This is a genomic window from Flavobacterium sp. (assembly GCF_004295795.1).
Taxonomy (GTDB): Bacteria; Bacteroidota; Bacteroidia; order Flavobacteriales; family Flavobacteriaceae; genus Flavobacterium.
This window is the reverse complement of sequence record NZ_SEBR01000013.1, coordinates 129,577-145,512: the sequence shown is the minus strand read 5'-3', so window position 1 is coordinate 145,512 and position 15,936 is coordinate 129,577. Positions and strand designations below refer to the sequence as shown.

The window sequence follows — 15,936 nt, the reverse complement described above, 5'->3', positions numbered from 1 at the left end:
TTCTTTAGGCTTTTTTTGGGATTGGGTTTTGCCGTCGTGCGGCGCTGGTTTTATTGCTGATGGACGAATCTTTTGAATGGGTAGCAAACGTTCGTTTAACTGCGAATTTGAGAATTTCATGGTTATTCGTGAATTCGTGGCTTTGATTATTGCCGCTATGGAATTGGCCTACAGAATGAATTTGAAAGATGTCGCTTTCGCGGATTTTGGAGAGGAATTTGTCAGTTTAGGCGGTTGCGGTTGCGGGCTTTTGGAATGGGCTGCGTGCGGATGCTTTTGGCGATTTGGGAGAAGTTTGGCGCGTTTGTTTGGTGGTAACGGAATCTTGCACTTTTGATGCAAAGGACATTCAAAATCAGACTGAGAAACGGACAGAAGTTCTAAGAAACGCCAACACCTACATTTAGGATTTTTTACAGATTTTCTGTATCGCGACATCCCATTACCGAACTAAATTTAGGGCGGGTGGTGGTGGTATTTTTGACGTTGGAAATCTGAAAAACATCAAGTCGTTTTCTTGAGGATTCCTTTCTCGACACTTTCCTTGAGCAACCGCTCGGCGAACTCCCAAATTGTCTGCGAACCTTCAGCAATCACTTTCTTCTTCTGGTAAACTTTCTCGTAAGGAACGTCGAATTCGGACCACGTTCCGCCGTTGTTGGAAGTATTTTGCAGCAATGGCTCCAGTCTGTCCATTGTCCGGGCGAATTTGGCCTCGTTGGTTTGGCTGGCTTCAAACTCCTTCCAAATCGCTATGAATTCCTGCGCCTGCTCGGTTGGCAAGAGCCCGAAAATCCTTTCGGCCGCGAGCTGTTCCTCATCAGTGTTCGTGTGGCTCTTGACCGAGTCGTAAATGAAAGTATCGCCCGCATCAATCTCCACAATATCGTGTAGCAGCACCATCTTCAGCACTTTCACAACATCGATTTCTTGGTTGGAATGTTCGGCGAGCACGATCGTCATCATCGCCAAATGCCAACTGTGTTCAGCATCGTTCTCGCATCTGTCGCTGTTCAGCAACTTGGTCTTGCGCAAAATGTATTTGAGTTTGTCGATTTCTTTGATGAAAGCGATCTGTTGAAGCAGTCTTTCCATTGACGACATTTGTTTGAAAAAACGAAACTGGTTGAAACAGCAAGAAGTCAAAAAGAATCAAGACTTTTCTGACCTTAATTATTCTTAACTTCTCACTTGTAAAAATAAATTCTCTACTCCTTATCTCTTCTGCGTTCTCGAGCCAAAAGCGTGTTTTTTAACAACATGGCGATTGTCATAGGACCAACACCACCTGGAACAGGCGTAATAAAGGAAGCCTTTTTGGAAACGTTTTCGAAATCGACGTCGCCGGTAATGCGATATCCTTTTTCGGACGATTCGTCGGCGACACGCGTGATTCCCACGTCTACGATCACCACATCGTCTTTCACCATTTCGGCTTTTAGGTAATTCGGTACGCCCAATGCCGAAATGATTATGTCGGCCTGAGTCGTAATCTGGGCGATATTTTTGGTGTAACTGTGCGTCAAGGTCACGGTAGAATTGCCGGGAAAGCCTTTTCTTCCCATCAAAATACTCATCGGACGACCAACGATATGGCTGCGGCCGATGACAACCGTGTGTTTTCCTTGTGTCTCCACTCCGTAACGCTCCAAAAGTTCGAGAATCCCGAATGGCGTCGCCGGAATAAAAGTCGACATATCGAGCGCCATTTTCCCGAAATTCTCCGGATGGAATCCATCGACATCTTTTGTAGGATCGATCGCCATGATCACTTTTTGGGTGTCGATTTGCGGAGGTAACGGCAACTGCACGATAAAACCGTCGATGTTGTCGTCTTCGTTGAGTTGTTTGATTTTCTTGAGAAGTTCCACTTCGGAAGTCGTACTTGGCATCTTGACCAAAGTCGATTCGAAACCGACCCGCTCGCAAGCCTTGACCTTACTTCCGACATAAGTCAGGCTCGCGCCGTCATTTCCGACAATGACTGCCGCCAAGTGAGGCACTTTCTCTCCATTGGCTTTCATTTGGGCCACTTCGGCCGCAATCTCGATCTTGATGTCTTCTGAGGTTTTCTTTCCGTCTAAAAGTTGCATTGTTGTATTTAGTATTTAGTTTTGAGATTTTTAGTATTGTGGTTGTTGGCTTGGAGCCGTTTCCGACAGTCCAAAAAAAAAAGACGCGTTCACACGCATCTTCCCTTTTTATTTCATTCCTGGCATTCCGCCGCCCATCATTTTCATGAGCTGTTTTCCGCCCGGACCTTGCATCATTTTCATCATTTTGCTCATTTGGTCGAACTGCTTCATGAGTTGGTTGACCTGCTCGATTTTCGTGCCCGAGCCTTTGGCGATTCGGTTCTTGCGCTTGACGTCTATGAGTGCCGGTTTTTTTCTTTCTTTCGGAGTCATCGACAGGATTATCGCCTCGATGTGCTTGAACGCATCGTCCTCGATTTCCACGTCTTTCATGGCTTTGGATGCGCCCGGAATCATTCCGACCAAATCCTTCATATTCCCCATTTTCTTGACTTGCTGAATTTGCTGTAAAAAGTCGTCGAACCCGAATTCGTTCTTCGCGATCTTCTTTTGCAACTTGCGCGCCTCTTCTTCGTCGAACTGCTCTTGGGCGCGTTCCACAAGCGAAACGACGTCTCCCATTCCGAGAATCCGGTCGGCCATACGATCTGGATAGAACACGTCGAGCGCTTCCATCTTCTCGCCTGTCCCGACGAACTTGATTGGTTTGTTTACTACCGATTTGATCGACAAAGCCGCACCACCTCGCGTATCACCGTCGAGTTTCGTGAGGATTACCCCGTCGAAATTCAACCTGTCGTTGAACGCTTTGGCCGTATTGACCGCGTCCTGTCCTGTCATCGAGTCGACCACGAACAATGTTTCCTGCGGATTCACCGCTTTGTGAACGTTCTCGATCTCGTTCATCATTTCCTCGTCGACCGCCAAACGACCCGCCGTATCGATGATGACCACGTTGAAACCGTTGGCTTTCGCGTACTTGATTCCGTTTAGGGCAATCTCTACCGGATTCTTGTTTTCCCTTTCCGAGAAAACCTCGACGCCGATCTGTCCACCAACAACATGCAACTGATCTATCGCCGCCGGACGATAAACGTCGCCCGCGACCAAAAGTGGTTTCTTGTTCTTTTTCGTCTTGAGGTAATTAGCAAGCTTGCCCGAGAAAGTCGTCTTCCCCGAACCTTGAAGTCCCGACATCAAAATCACCGTCGGATTTCCCGAAAGATTGATTCCGGCGACGTCTCCGCCCATCAATTCGGTCAATTCGTCCTTCACGAGTTTTACCATCAACTGACCTGGCTGAAGTGTCGTAAGCACGTTCGCCCCGATTGCTTTGTCTTTCACGCGGGAGGTGAAATCTTTGGCGATCTTGAAATTCACATCGGCATCCAAAAGGGCGCGACGTACTTCTTTCAATGTTTCGGCCACGTTGATTTCGGTAATCTTGCCGTGCCCTTTGAGTATATGGAAAGCCTTGTCGAGCTTTTCTGATAAATTATCGAACATAATCGTAGAAATGAAGTCGCAAATATAGTGTGAATTAGCGAAAGAGGCAATTGGTTTTGGGATATGATTTCGGGCGCCAGTAGGCTGGGAATTTTTTGAGGTAAATCGCTTTTTGGGTTCGCTGTCGCGCGGCTATTTGCTGAAAGCGAAGCAAATTGTCGAAACACATTTTTTTCGAATGGTTCGTGTTCGAAAACTTTTGCGCTAGTTCCAAAGCATATGGAAATTTCTTTCCGTGGCGCATTTCTGATGTAAATCGAAACCCAGTTTCCAAATCTGGATTGAAACTTTCGCAAAGCTTCGCCCAAGTCAGCTAGTTCGAAAATGTCGAGGCAAATCGTGATGGCGAAATAGCCATGCCAGATATTGATCGCGCATAGCGTACGCACTCGAAAATGTCATGAAAAGATTTAACATTTTTTACAGATTTTCTGTAACGCGGATTTTCCGCTTTTTCGTAGGGATAACACTCGCCCTTTCCCCTTAGAATGCAAAGTTCGGAGTTCCCGAAATACGGTGAATACAGAAAATCTGTAATTTTTGTTAAACGTAGGTTGTGATTGAAAACTCCAAACGTAATTTTAAAGTTTCAAATTTAAAACCAGGTAACCCAAAGAATATTAATACTTTAGATTGTGTATTCCTTAAAAACTTGTGAATAAGTAGTTCGAAATTGGTGAAGTGCATAAGAATTATTGCGGAACAAAACGAATTCATGCATCCGTGACCAAAAAACTGACGATGTTCGCGGTACGATTGACGGCGAACGAAAATTCGTGAATTCGTGGCAAAAGATGAACCACGGATTCACGAACCGTCTCAACGCTTGATTTACGAATCAAAAGGAGCATTTAGGCAAACAATATCTTTCATAGCTGAATTTTAGACGCTTTCGAGGATCGCGTTAGGGATTTGAGGCGTTATCCTTTTTCAAGGGCGGCGCAGCGAGCCCGTAAAGATAAAGTCCGGAAGCCCGGCGCCGGCACGGGTTTGAAATGGGCTGGAATTTTGATCCGGCGCAACGCCATAAAAAAAATCGAAATTCCCAAACTGGACTGGAGACTTTGGCAAGGTTTCGCTTCGTTCAGTTGGCATAAGACGGCGACAGCGATTTCCATCCAATAAAATTTTGGCGATTCTCTGTGATATCACCGTATGGGAAATCCGGAACCAAACCAGAGAAACTTTTAACAAAATTTACAGATTTTCTGTAATGCGGATTTCCGCCGTTTTCGTAGGGACAACACTCGCCCTTTCCCCTTAGAATGCAAAGTTAGGAGTTCCAGAAATACGTCAAGTACAGAAAATCTGTAATTTTTGTTAAACGTAGGTTGTGATTGCAAATTCCAAAACACCAATTTCAAATCCAAACTGAGGAATTTCGGCATTAGCGCAACCGAGGTTTGAATCGTACAAGTTTCCGAACAAAACCTGTACGACAAATCGCTGGTCTCCAAGGTAATTTTAGAGGAACTCAAAATCTGACTACCATGAAAACGAGAAACACACTCAGAACAGCAGTGCTACTTGGAGCGACGTCGCTTTTTGTCGCCTGCAGCGGATTCAAAGGTTCGGCAAGCGATAGAACCGGAACCAACGGAGCAACCAACGGAACGGGAAAAGTCATGTCGACGAGCGCCCATGACGTGAAAAACTGAAATCGGCCGTAACGACCGATTTTTTTATAAACAAGTATTGTTGTCGTTCGCGATTTCGAACAATGTCCCGACTTCGGTAGCATTCAGCGCTTTTTTGTAAACCCGCACCTGATCGATGATTCCGCCAGGGAAGTTTCCGCCTATCGCACTTGGTGGCATCGTGCCCGGCTGAAAAAAGAACTGCAACTGACCAACAAGGTTCGCATCCCTATACAGAAGCAGGTTTTGCCCGTCGTAAGTCAGGACAAGGTGATGCCAGACGTTCAACGATCCGCCGAGGCCTTGATCGAACCAACTTTGGTCTGTGATTACAGCTCCGTTTACGATTACTGTTGGGCTTTTAATATCTATACTCTGTCCGTCGAAAGCGATGCTGAATTGATTCGCCTGAAAGAATGTTTCGGGCGTCTGAACAAAATTGTCCTGCGTTCGGTTGAACCACATACTCACGGTGAACGCGTTGTTTTGCAGCATGTCGTTCTGATCATTTCCGTTTATGACAATTTGGTTGTCGGGCGTTCCGTCGACGAATTGCAAAGCTCCGGATGCTTCTCCGATCCTATCCGGCACGAAACCGATTCCGCCATTTGCGGCCGGCGTCGAGAATCCGGTGAGGTCAGCGATCTCATTGGCAATCGGCATATAAAAAATCAGGCTGTCTATCAGAATATCCGGATTGGCACACGCGCAATTGGCCACCGCGGCTGTCATCGCAAGGTCGAATTCGTCGTTTGACGCGATGGAAATCGGCGCTCCGCCAACTCCTAAAACGGTTATCGGATATTGGATTTCGTAAAATTCCGAATCGCTCAGATTTTGTATAAGCAGAAAAAATTCCTGATTGTTGTCAAGCGTCTGCGTGGACGGATTTTGAGATCCCGTGTCATAAGTCGTGACCGATATCGGATAACTCACAGACAAACACCCAATGGTTTCAAAACCCGCGCAATCGGCAACGGCACCAGGCAATTGCGATGCATTGTTGACGACGATTTCCTCGTAAGAACGCGTAATGACGGTAATCGGGTAAACGAATTCCGCGAAAGTGCCCGTTGGTGTCTGTTGCAAAAGTGCCGCGACGGTTGCGTAATCTTCAGTGCTGTCGACCGTAAAACTTTCGCCGTTTATGAGAATCTGTACAGGCAATTTCACGCTGAAACAATCGGTAGTGTCGAGCACGTTGTCGATCGAGGTGTTGTTGGCCGTAAGATTCTGCAGTCGTTGGGACAAAGCCGAAGTCTTGTTAAGCAAACCGGCACTTTGTCGGCTCTCGTTTTCCTCGTCCTGACAAGAAACCAAAAAGCCAAGCCCGACGGCCAGCGCAACAATAAAATAGGTGACAAATTTTTTCATCGCAATTCTGTTGGTTGGAATTAAAAACAATCTGAAGTAAAAAAACCCTACTTCAAATGATTAAATTTAGCCTGAAAAATCTTTTTCGCTAAGGTAGGGTAAATTCTTTTTGACCTGTTTTAGCTATCGAATTCAATCTTATATGGACAATTGTTCGATTCACGGCGTTTGCGAGGAAAGCCTTTTCTCGAAGATTTTCAGGCAACACGCCAAATCGTTGCGCAATTACATCGTCTACAAATTCGGGGACGACGAAAAAGCGCAGGACGTAACTCAGGACGCGTTCGCGAAATTGTGGGAAAACTGCGCCGACGTGCCTCAAGAAAAAGCCAAGTCGTATTTGTACACGGTCGCAAACAACGCCGCATTAAACAAAATCGCGCATAAAAAAGTGGTTTTGGCCTATGCACAAACTACGTCGGTAAGAGCCGTGACAACCGAAAGCCCGGAGTTTGTCTATGAGGAAGAAGAATTCCGGAACAAGTTGCAAAATGCCATCGGAAACTTGAGCGAAGCCCAGAGAACCGCGTTTCTGATGAATCGGATCGACGGGAAAAAATACCACGAGATTGCGGAAATCCTCGAAATTTCGGTGAAAGCCGTAGAAAAGCGAATCAGCGGAGCACTCGTTTCGTTGCGACGCGAAATCAAATCGATATGAAAATGGAAAATAGGGAAACAGACGAAAAACACGATTTGGCCAAATGGCTCGCCGGGGAAATGAACGAAAACGAACTCGCGTCTTTTCAAAATTCGCCAGAGTTCGACGATTTCGAAAAAATTGCCCAAGCGAGCAAGGATTTCCGCACATCTGATTTTGACCAAAACGCAATGTTGTCGAAAATTCTTTCGGGTGAAAAAAAGGTTGCACAACCCAAAGTCGTGTCTTTGTACAATAAGAATTGGTTTCGGGTCGCCGCCGTTTTGCTGATTTCCGTCGGATTGTTCTTTGCGCTCAAACCGAGTTCAGAGGTGTCGAAAGTCTTGGCTTCAAATGGAGAACTGGCATTGGCCACACTTCCAGACCAATCTGAAGTTGCACTCAATTCGGGTTCGGAAATCGCATTTTCAGAATCAACTTGGGAAGAACACAGACAATTGACGCTCAAAGGCGAAGCGTTCTTCAAAGTCGCCAAAGGCAAAAAATTCGACGTGAAAACCAATTTGGGAACCGTGACTGTCGTGGGAACGCAATTCAATGTGAAAGCGCGCGAACAAAGGTTCGAAGTCGAGTGTTACGAAGGAAAAGTCAAGGTTTCGGCAAACGGGAAGTCACAATTCCTGACGCCTGGCCAACAGTTAGTTTTCGAGAACGGAAAAGTACCGAAAATCGCGGCTTTATCAGACAAAAAACCGGCTTGGACGAATGGCGAGCTCAAATTCGAATCGGCTTCGCTTGAAGAAGTTTTGCAGGAATTTGAACGTCATTTCAACATAAATATCGAACTTAAAACCAAAATCGACCAAACCGTAACCGGACGTTTTTCTGGAAAAAACCTCGATGAATCAATCGAAAGCCTTTGCAAGCTTTATAAATTGCAGGCCAAAACAGAAAACAACGTCGTGATTTTGTCTGCCGATGACTAGAATTTTTGCCACACTGCTGCTATTGCTTTTTTCCGTCGGCCTTTTTGCCCAAAAAGAAAAGCCCGTCGTCTTGCGCGCCATACTGCAATCGATTGAAAAACAGCACGATGTAAGTTTTATCTTTCTGGATGCCGATGTCGAACCGTTCAAGATCGTGCCTCCGCCTCCAAACGAAATATTGTCCAACAAACTCGATTACATCCGTCAGCTCACTGGGCTGACTTTCTCGTTTTCTGACACTTCGCGAATCACGATCCTCAAACCTTATGAAACGGCCACGGTTTTGATGGACACGCTATCCGAAACCTTGAAAGAAGTTGTAATCAAAAACTATTTGGCACGCGGCATCACGAAAAATTCCGATGCTTCGGTTCGCATCTCGACACAAAAATTCGGGCTCCTTCCGGGTTTGATAGAAGCCGAGGTCTTGCAGACTTTGCAACAACTTCCGGGCGTTTTGAGCGTGGACGAAACCATCTCGAACATCAACGTCAGAGGTGGAACGCACGACCAGAATTTGTTCAACTGGAACGGCATCAGAATGTTCCAGACCGGACATTTTTTCGGACTCGTTTCGGCTTTCAGTCCGCAATTGCCGCAACAAATCGACATTTACAAAAATGGGACGCCGTCGTTTTTTGGCGAAGGCGTTTCGAGTACGGTGAACATCGCAACCAAAACGCCCGATTCGACGCGTGCCGGTTTTGCCACGAACTTGATTTCTTCGGAAGTTTTTGCCGAATTCAAGCTCGGGAAAAAATCGGGGATTACGGTTTCGGGCAGGCGCTCGCTTACCGATTGGTTCGATTCGCCCACGTATGAGAATTATTCCGACAGGATTTTCCAAAACACACAAGTCACTGATCTACAAAACAATGAAACCGTAAAATACAGCGCTGACAAAAACTTCCGCTTTTACGATTTCTCGTTGCGCTACGACCAGCAAATCGGGACCAAAAACCATCTTTCCATTTCGGGAATCGGGATGTCCAATGCGTTGGATGTCACGCAGACGATGGACGATTCGGGCGCGATCACTTCCAAGAACAGCAGTCTCGACCAGCGCAATTTTGGAGCGTCGGTTGATTGGAATACACGCTGGAACGACAGGAACGAGACTTCGGTTTCGGCTTATTTTTCGAGTTACGACCTTGAAGCCACGAACAGATCGGTTGCGAACAATCAACAATTGGATCAGCAAAACAAGGTTCTCGATACGGGTTTGAAACTTCGGAACATCCATAAATTATCCGAAAATCTGACCTTGGAAAATGGTTACCAATATAACGAAACCGGGATTTCGAACTACGACAACATCAACAATCCGGAATACGACCGCAAGGCCAAGACGGTTTTGAGGAATCACGCTTTGGTCGGGCAGATCGGATGGAAATCGCTTGACGGGAAATTCGCGATCCAGCCCGGATTCCGATTCAATTATTTCGACAGGTTCGGCAAAATCCGCATCGAACCGCGCTTGCAATCGAGCTATAAAGTCTCAGACGCGTTCCGGTTGGAAGCACTTCTCGAGACCAAAAGCCAGACTTCCTCGCAAATCATCGATTTGCAACAGGATTTCCTCGGACTCGAAAAACGTCGTTGGACAGCTTCGAATGACCGCGACATTCCAATCCAGGAAAGCTTGCAGACTTCCGTCGGCGCGACTTACGCCAAATCAGGCTGGCTTTTGACTTTGGACGCTTTCTATAAAGAGGTGAAAGGAATCCCGAGTGCGAGCCAATCGTTCCAGAACCAATTGGAATTCGTGCGCGTAAACGGAAATTATGAGGTTTTGGGAGCCGAATTGCTCGTCCAAAAGTCTTTCGCGAGTTACTTCCGAACTTGGGTCGCTTACAGTTTCAACCGAAACGAATATACTTTCGACGGACTCAATCCTCAGAATTTCCCCAACAATTTCGAAATCGTTCACGCTTTTACGGGCGCTTTCAGTTATGAGGGAAATCGGCTGAAAGCTTCTCTTGGCGCGCGTTGGTACACGGGAAAACCGCAGACGACGCCTTTGGTTGGCCAGTCGATCCCGAATTACGGGGAAATTGGGTACAACGATCCCAACAACGGGAATTTGAGCGATTACTTCCAGGCGAATTTTTCGGCGAGCTACTTTTGGAAGTTGTCGCGAAAAGCGCAGTTGAATTTGGGTGTTTCGGTTTTGAACTTGTTCGACAATAGGAATATCATCAATCGGTATTATCGCTTGAATGATTCGAATTCCGTCGAGCGTGTCAATACTTATTCTTTGGGGCGCACTCCTAACTTGAGTTTGAAGGTGACTTTTTGATTTTTGGATTGCCCATCATCTGAAATCTGTAACAAATATTCTTGGTTTTCTTTCCGGCTTATTTGGCCACGAATACACGAATGACAAAAATTCGTGTATTCGTGGCCTTTAAAATCTAGTCCCGCAGATTCCACTAAAAATCAAATATGAAAACGGTCTGAGTAACGAAACAAAAAAGCCCTCCGTTTCCGAAAGGCTTCCTGTAATGAAATTTACTTAACTAACTGAATCAAAGATGCGACTTAAAAATCCGTTCGCAAAAATGATTAAGAAAATTATAAGAATTAACTGTTAATAAATCGACCAACGACATAATTCACAATCACTTGAGATTAGCGTCGGACATAAAAAAACCAGCCTTCAAGACTGGTTTTTCATTCAGAGAGCATTCCAAAATCAATTGGTATTTCGTTCAAAAGTGAGGTAATCGGTGCTGCCGTCGCCTCCGCTTGTGTGACGCAAACGCACTTTGTTGCCCGTGCGTTCAATCGGATCCCAATCTTCGGTGAGTTCAGAAAAACTGTCGGGCGAACCGAAAGCCAAATTGAAATCAGGATTGTTGTTCGGATTGTCATCATCGTCGTCGTCGTCAGCTGTTACTGTCCAAACGCCTTGGTATTCGTTCGTACCGTTCGTGGCAGTAACGGTGTTGTTCGGGTTGAATGTGAAATTGTAACCCGTGAAATCTGACGTTTCGTCGATGCCGTCTTCGGTGAATTGCGTGACGCGCCAGCTTCCGTTTGTTACCGTGTTAGTCAGTGCTTGGGCCGTGATCGTTCCGTTGCTGTTGTTTCCGCTGTCGTCGTCCGAGCAACTCGCGAATACCAAAGCCGCCGCAAGCATGGAAAAGATTCCTTTTTTCATTGTGTTGTGTTTTTTAGGTTAATCCTGTCTAAACAACGGGCGTTTTCAAAGTAAAAGTGTATCCGAAGTGACGTTTTGGCAAAATTTTAGGGATTGTTGCGAAATGCGACAACAGGCTCAAACAGTCGAGAAATCTGCATAATCCATTCAAATTCAGTCAAATAAAAAAGAGCTTCCAACTTGAAAGCTCTTCTATATGTATTCGGAATTTTTTTAGAACTGGAAGTAAATGAACGGCTGCGGACCGCTTGTGGCCGTCGCGTAAACGACCCAATAAGTGAGCGCGAGCACAAAAGCTTTTCCTATAATCGGCATTTTGTCGAAAGCCGATTTGAGGAAGTCGATCCATCGAGAAGGAAGGAAATGCCACAGATAACCGATCGCCATCACGATAAAAACATTTCTGTAACCCGACAATATCGTAAGCCAGTCGTTTGGATTGAAGCGTACCAGACCGATGTTCTTGATCACCTCGAAAGCCGTCGCGAAATCTTTGGCGCGGAAGAAAATCCAACAGAAAACCACGAAATGGAACGTGAGGACGACTTGGATCGCGTGTACGAAAAAGTTCTTAGGAAGGTTCAGTCGGCCTTTGAAAAGGCGTTCAACGACGAGTGCCAGTCCGTGGAGACAGCCCCAAATCACGAACTTCCACGACGCTCCGTGCCAAAGTCCGCCGAGTAGCATCGTCAGGAAAAGGTTCAGATACGTGCGGAATTTGCCTTTCCGGTTTCCGCCAAGGGAAATGTACAGGTAATCGCGAAGCCACGTCGAGAGCGAGATGTGCCAACGTCGCCAGAATTCGGTTACGGAAGCTGATTTGTAAGGTGTTCGGAAGTTGGTCGAAAGCCTGAAACCCATCAACATCGCGATCCCGATCGCCATATCGGAATAACCCGAAAAGTCGCAGTAAATCTGGATCGTGTAGCCGTAAGACGCCATGAGGTTTTCGAACGGCGTGTAAAGGTTCGGTTGGTCGAAAACGCGGTCGACGAAGTTGATGGAAATGTAATCGGAAATGACGGTCTTCTTGAGCAATCCGCCAATTATCAAGAACAAAGCATAATTGACTTCTTCTCTCGAAAGCGTGATTTTCTTGTAGATCTGAGGCAGGAATTCAGAGGCGCGAACAATCGGGCCGGCGACCAATTGCGGAAAGAACGACACGAAAAACATGTAGTCGAGGATGTTCTTGGTCGGTTGCAATTCCTTTCGATAAATGTCGATAATGTAACTCATCGACTGGAAAGTGTAGAACGAGATTCCGACCGGCAAAATAATGTCGTGGAAAGCGATGTTTCCGCTAAAAATGCCGTTATAGTTGTCGATCAGGAAATTCGTGTACTTGAAATAGCCAAGAAAAGCCAAGTTGAGCACGACCGACAAAACCAGATAGAATTTGCGGTAAGCCTGTTGGGTTTCCTGATAGAGCAATTTCGCGAGATTGTAATCCGTAACGCCCGAAATCAGTAGCAAACAAAAGTAAACGCCACTCGATTTGTAGTAGAAAAACAGTGAGAAAGCGAACACGTAAAGGTTGCGCAACGCATGTGTTTTCGACTTCAACGTCAGCGTGTAAATCGGATAAAAAATAAGGAACATGCCCAAAAATAAAGGCGTGTTGAACAAAATCGGTTCTTTTTTGTTGAACAGGAACCAACTTTCCCAGTTGTCCAAAAACCATTGCTGGATTTCCATCAGACTCATCATTTCGCCGCCTTTTTAAAATCCTTGAACCCTTTTAGGATCGCTTCGGAAAACAAACTTCCCATTTTCGCATAACCTTCGTGCGTATAATGCACGCGGTCGCCGCCGATAATTCCTTTTTTCGCGTTTCTTCCGACGCCGTAAAGTCCGCCAAGTTGGGAATACAAATCCCAGACTGCGTAATTTTTGGAGTTCGCGCCATTTATGATTTTTTGGGCATAATCGGCCGCGAACGTATTCGGATAACGTCTTCTGAACAAAGATGGCGGTGGCGTCAAAACCAAGATGTCGGCAGTTGGATTGCTCTTTTTGACGCTCGCGATGAATTTGTCCATTTGGCCGATGTAGTCGTCTCCGGACATCTTGTCGAAAGATTCGTTCGTGCCAAGTGTCAAGATCACCAAATCTGGCGCAAGCGTTCTCAATTCCTCAAAAAACGCGGGATATTTGCTGTAATCGGAGAATTTCGCGCCGTTCACGCCAATCGAATGAAAGACGATTCCTGGCAGGTTATTCTCGATCACGACACCACTCAAAGCCACGTCGAACGCGCCTTCAGATGGAATCAGATAAATTTCGCCAAGCGGATTTTCAGATCTGTAATAGTGGGAAACCTCGTCTTCCTGCATTTGCAACGGAATAAACTCGGAGCGATAGATTTTCTTGGGCTGTTTCTCGTTTGTCGGAATCTTGAGCGTTTTTCCCGCGCGAATCCTGTCGTTCTTCATGCCGTTGGCTTTCTTGATAGCCGAAATCGACACGTTGTATTTGTCGGCGATCGAGCCCAAAACCTCGCCGTTTTTGATCTTGTGCGTGATTTTCTTCGGAATTTCAGATTCCATCACGATCGTTTTCTTGGCCGTGGCCACGTCGAACAACGGACGATTTTGCGGTGTGATTACGCGAATCAGGTTGAATTCGTTATCAGGTGTTTTGGCATCGAACTCGATCGCGAAATCCTTGGCATTCGTGATCAGACCGATTCCGCTGAGACCGATCGGATAATCGGGATTCACCGAATTGATGTTGCGCCAGCCTTTCCAGTTCGCGTTCGAAGTGAATTTGTAGTCAGACGAGCCGTTCGTGCCGGCCAGCCTGTGCGGGAACACGAAACCGCGTCCGCCGTTGCCGAAAGCCGCTTGCAGGTCGAGTCGCGTGCGGTGCGAAAACAAATCGGCCTGAATGTGCGAATCGCCTATCATGACGATGTTGATTTTGCGCTTTTTATTGGTTTCGAGATCGGCCAACTTGCGGTAAAATGTCGTGATCGCGTTCGTATTCTCGAAATGGTTATCGGGAATCGGGACTTCGGTCGTGTCGAGTTCCACTAAAGCCGAATCGGTTTCGACCTTGACAGAATCTTTGACTTGCGCAAAAGCCGAAATCGAGAACAACGAAATGATAATCAATAAACTAGCGCGCATCGAGAGAGTCATTTTTTCTGTTTAAAGTATCGACCGCCGCCGACGGTTTCTTGCTCGCTTTGAGTCTTTTGTATTGGTCGTAACCGCTTTTCATTTGTCCGTAGATTAACGTAGCGAAACGTTTTGCGCCTTTAAAATTCGGGTGCGTGTAGTCTTTTCCGGCCAATTGCGGTTCTTCTTCGACCCATTTGACCATGGAATTTTTTCCGCCCATCAACTCAAACAGGTTGACGAAGCCCGAATGTGTGTTCAAGGCATAGCGTTTTTGGGCTTTCGAAAGCGGAACGACGGCAGAATCTGTCTTCATTTCCATTTCATATTTCGTCGATTTGTCGGCAGTTGAAATGATCAGGACAGCCGCGCCGGGAAAACATTCGTGGATTTTCTCGACCGTTCTGGTCATGGCGCGCTCGTACCATTTGTAGTCGAGCGTTCCGTAGTTCAACACGTTTGTCCCGTAATGCAAAATGATCAGGTCGTAGCCGAGTTTTTCCTGGAAAGCGTTCATCAAACCCGGATTGAACTTCGAAATCGGGATTCCCGAATTTCCTCTTTGCGAGAAATTGTCGACATGCACGCCTTTTCCGTCGTCGAAATTGAGTCCGTAAACCGGAATCGAATCGGCTTTGGCGAAATTGACTTTTATGCTTTTCATCGATCCGTTAGCGAGTTGGATCGTGTTCAAAGTCGCGCCTGTGCTCATTTTCTTGCGGATCGTGTCCTTGCCAGAAATATAGTAGACGATCCCTTTTTTATTGTTCGAACTTCCGAAGAAAACTGTCGGATTGTCCAATTCCTGATTGAATTTTCCTTTGCCCGACGAGAATTTCACCCATTCGGTCTTGGTCGTATCATTGGCGAAAAACACGTGTCCGTTCACGCCGAACGAACGCTTTGGCCATTTCGTGTTCAGGTACGACTGCATTTTCCAGTTGCCGCCATATTCGTGCTTGATGGAATTTCGCGAAGCCGCAGATTCTGATGTGATCGAAACGAATCCGACGCCTCGCCCACCGAATTGTTCCTGCATATTGGTTCGGAAATCCTGAACGATCATGTCGCCGTCAGTCATCGAATCGCCAAAATAAGCGATGCGAACATTGCCTTTTCCAGTCGTTTCAAGTTGGTACAATTTCTCGTAAAACGGAATCAGGTATTGGTCGCCTTTGTATTTCTCGAACGTTTCCTCGGGAAATTGGATGCCGTCTGTCGGATAATAGACCACGGGCTGGTTTGGCATGCCTTCCCCGGCTTCGGCTTTTCCGTCGATTCCGTTGGCCGAATCAAGGACCGCTTGTTTCTTTTCGGCCTCGAAGGCGTCGATCAGCATCGAATCGATCAGCACGTTTTTGGTCGTTCCGGCTTTGTCGGAAAAAATCTTGTTCGGAAGCACTCTCTTTATCCCCAAAAAGAAAACCGCCGAAAGCAGTACGATCAGAAACGACGAGAAAAAATAGGATTTGGGATTCTCCACAACCAATTATTAATTATTAACTATTCAT

13 protein-coding genes are annotated in these 15,936 nt (G+C 46.3%); 4 read left to right on the top strand and 9 right to left on the bottom strand.

Annotated elements, in window-relative coordinates:
* Positions 1-504 precede the first annotated feature (504 nt).
* From EOO49_RS12410 to EOO49_RS12395, 4 genes are all read right to left on the bottom strand, one after another.
* Positions 505-1,095 (bottom strand): HD family hydrolase, encoded by a 591-nt coding sequence (locus EOO49_RS12410; RefSeq protein ID WP_290846132.1) that lies wholly within the window; start codon positions 1,093-1,095, stop codon positions 505-507.
* A gap of 113 nt (positions 1,096-1,208) precedes the next feature.
* Positions 1,209-2,093 (bottom strand): tetrahydrofolate dehydrogenase/cyclohydrolase catalytic domain-containing protein, encoded by an 885-nt coding sequence (locus tag EOO49_RS12405; RefSeq protein WP_290846130.1) that lies wholly within the window; start codon positions 2,091-2,093, stop codon positions 1,209-1,211.
* A gap of 108 nt (positions 2,094-2,201) precedes the next feature.
* Positions 2,202-3,542: a signal recognition particle protein gene (gene ffh, locus EOO49_RS12400; protein ID WP_290846128.1), complete on the bottom strand. Its 1,341-nt coding sequence runs from the start codon at positions 3,540-3,542 to the stop codon at positions 2,202-2,204.
* 920 nt (positions 3,543-4,462) lie between these two features.
* A complete protein-coding gene (locus EOO49_RS12395) occupies positions 4,463-4,660 on the bottom strand; it encodes a hypothetical protein (RefSeq protein ID WP_290846126.1) in 198 nt (65 codons plus the stop codon).
* 372 nt (positions 4,661-5,032) lie between these two features.
* On the opposite strand from EOO49_RS12395, the gene EOO49_RS12390 reads away from it, so the two are divergent.
* A complete protein-coding gene (locus EOO49_RS12390; protein ID WP_290846125.1) occupies positions 5,033-5,200 on the top strand; it encodes a hypothetical protein in 168 nt (55 codons plus the stop codon).
* Positions 5,201-5,224: 24 nt separating this feature from the next.
* On the opposite strand, the gene EOO49_RS12385 is transcribed toward EOO49_RS12390, so the two are convergent.
* Positions 5,225-6,553, bottom strand: coding sequence for a LamG domain-containing protein (locus EOO49_RS12385; protein ID WP_290846123.1), 1,329 nt, complete (start codon positions 6,551-6,553; stop codon positions 5,225-5,227).
* Positions 6,554-6,695: 142 nt separating this feature from the next.
* On the opposite strand from EOO49_RS12385, the gene EOO49_RS12380 reads away from it, so the two are divergent.
* Genes EOO49_RS12380 through EOO49_RS12370 form a run of 3 tightly spaced genes read left to right on the top strand, consistent with a single transcriptional unit; the run spans position 6,696 to position 10,439 of the window.
* A complete protein-coding gene (locus tag EOO49_RS12380; RefSeq protein ID WP_290846122.1) occupies positions 6,696-7,214 on the top strand; it encodes a sigma-70 family RNA polymerase sigma factor in 519 nt (172 codons plus the stop codon).
* A gap of 2 nt (positions 7,215-7,216) precedes the next feature.
* Positions 7,217-8,140, top strand: coding sequence for a FecR family protein (locus EOO49_RS12375; RefSeq protein ID WP_290846120.1), 924 nt, complete (start codon positions 7,217-7,219; stop codon positions 8,138-8,140).
* The gene (locus tag EOO49_RS12370; protein ID WP_290846118.1) at positions 8,133-10,439 is read left to right on the top strand and encodes a TonB-dependent siderophore receptor; all 2,307 of its coding nucleotides are present in this window, start codon (positions 8,133-8,135) and stop codon (positions 10,437-10,439) included. Before EOO49_RS12375 ends, EOO49_RS12370 begins: the two co-directional genes overlap by 8 nt.
* A 396-nt stretch (positions 10,440-10,835) precedes the next feature.
* Here the strand turns inward: EOO49_RS12370 and EOO49_RS12365 are convergent, their stop codons facing one another.
* From EOO49_RS12365 to EOO49_RS12350, 4 genes are all read right to left on the bottom strand, one after another.
* Positions 10,836-11,303, bottom strand: a complete 468-nt coding sequence (locus EOO49_RS12365; RefSeq protein WP_290846116.1) for a hypothetical protein — start codon at positions 11,301-11,303, stop codon at positions 10,836-10,838.
* Between the two features lie 213 nt (positions 11,304-11,516).
* On the bottom strand, positions 11,517-13,013 hold the full coding sequence (locus EOO49_RS12360) for an MBOAT family protein (protein WP_290846114.1): 1,497 nt from the start codon (positions 13,011-13,013) through the stop codon (positions 11,517-11,519).
* Positions 13,010-14,434 carry a GDSL-type esterase/lipase family protein gene (locus EOO49_RS12355; RefSeq protein ID WP_290846112.1) on the bottom strand — a complete coding sequence of 475 codons (1,425 nt, stop codon included), beginning with the start codon at positions 14,432-14,434 and terminating at the stop codon, positions 13,010-13,012. Before EOO49_RS12355 ends, EOO49_RS12360 begins: the two co-directional genes overlap by 4 nt.
* Positions 14,424-15,908, bottom strand: a complete 1,485-nt coding sequence (locus EOO49_RS12350) for a hypothetical protein (protein ID WP_290846110.1) — start codon at positions 15,906-15,908, stop codon at positions 14,424-14,426. Before EOO49_RS12350 ends, EOO49_RS12355 begins: the two co-directional genes overlap by 11 nt.
* Between the last annotated feature and the right edge of the window lie 28 nt (positions 15,909-15,936).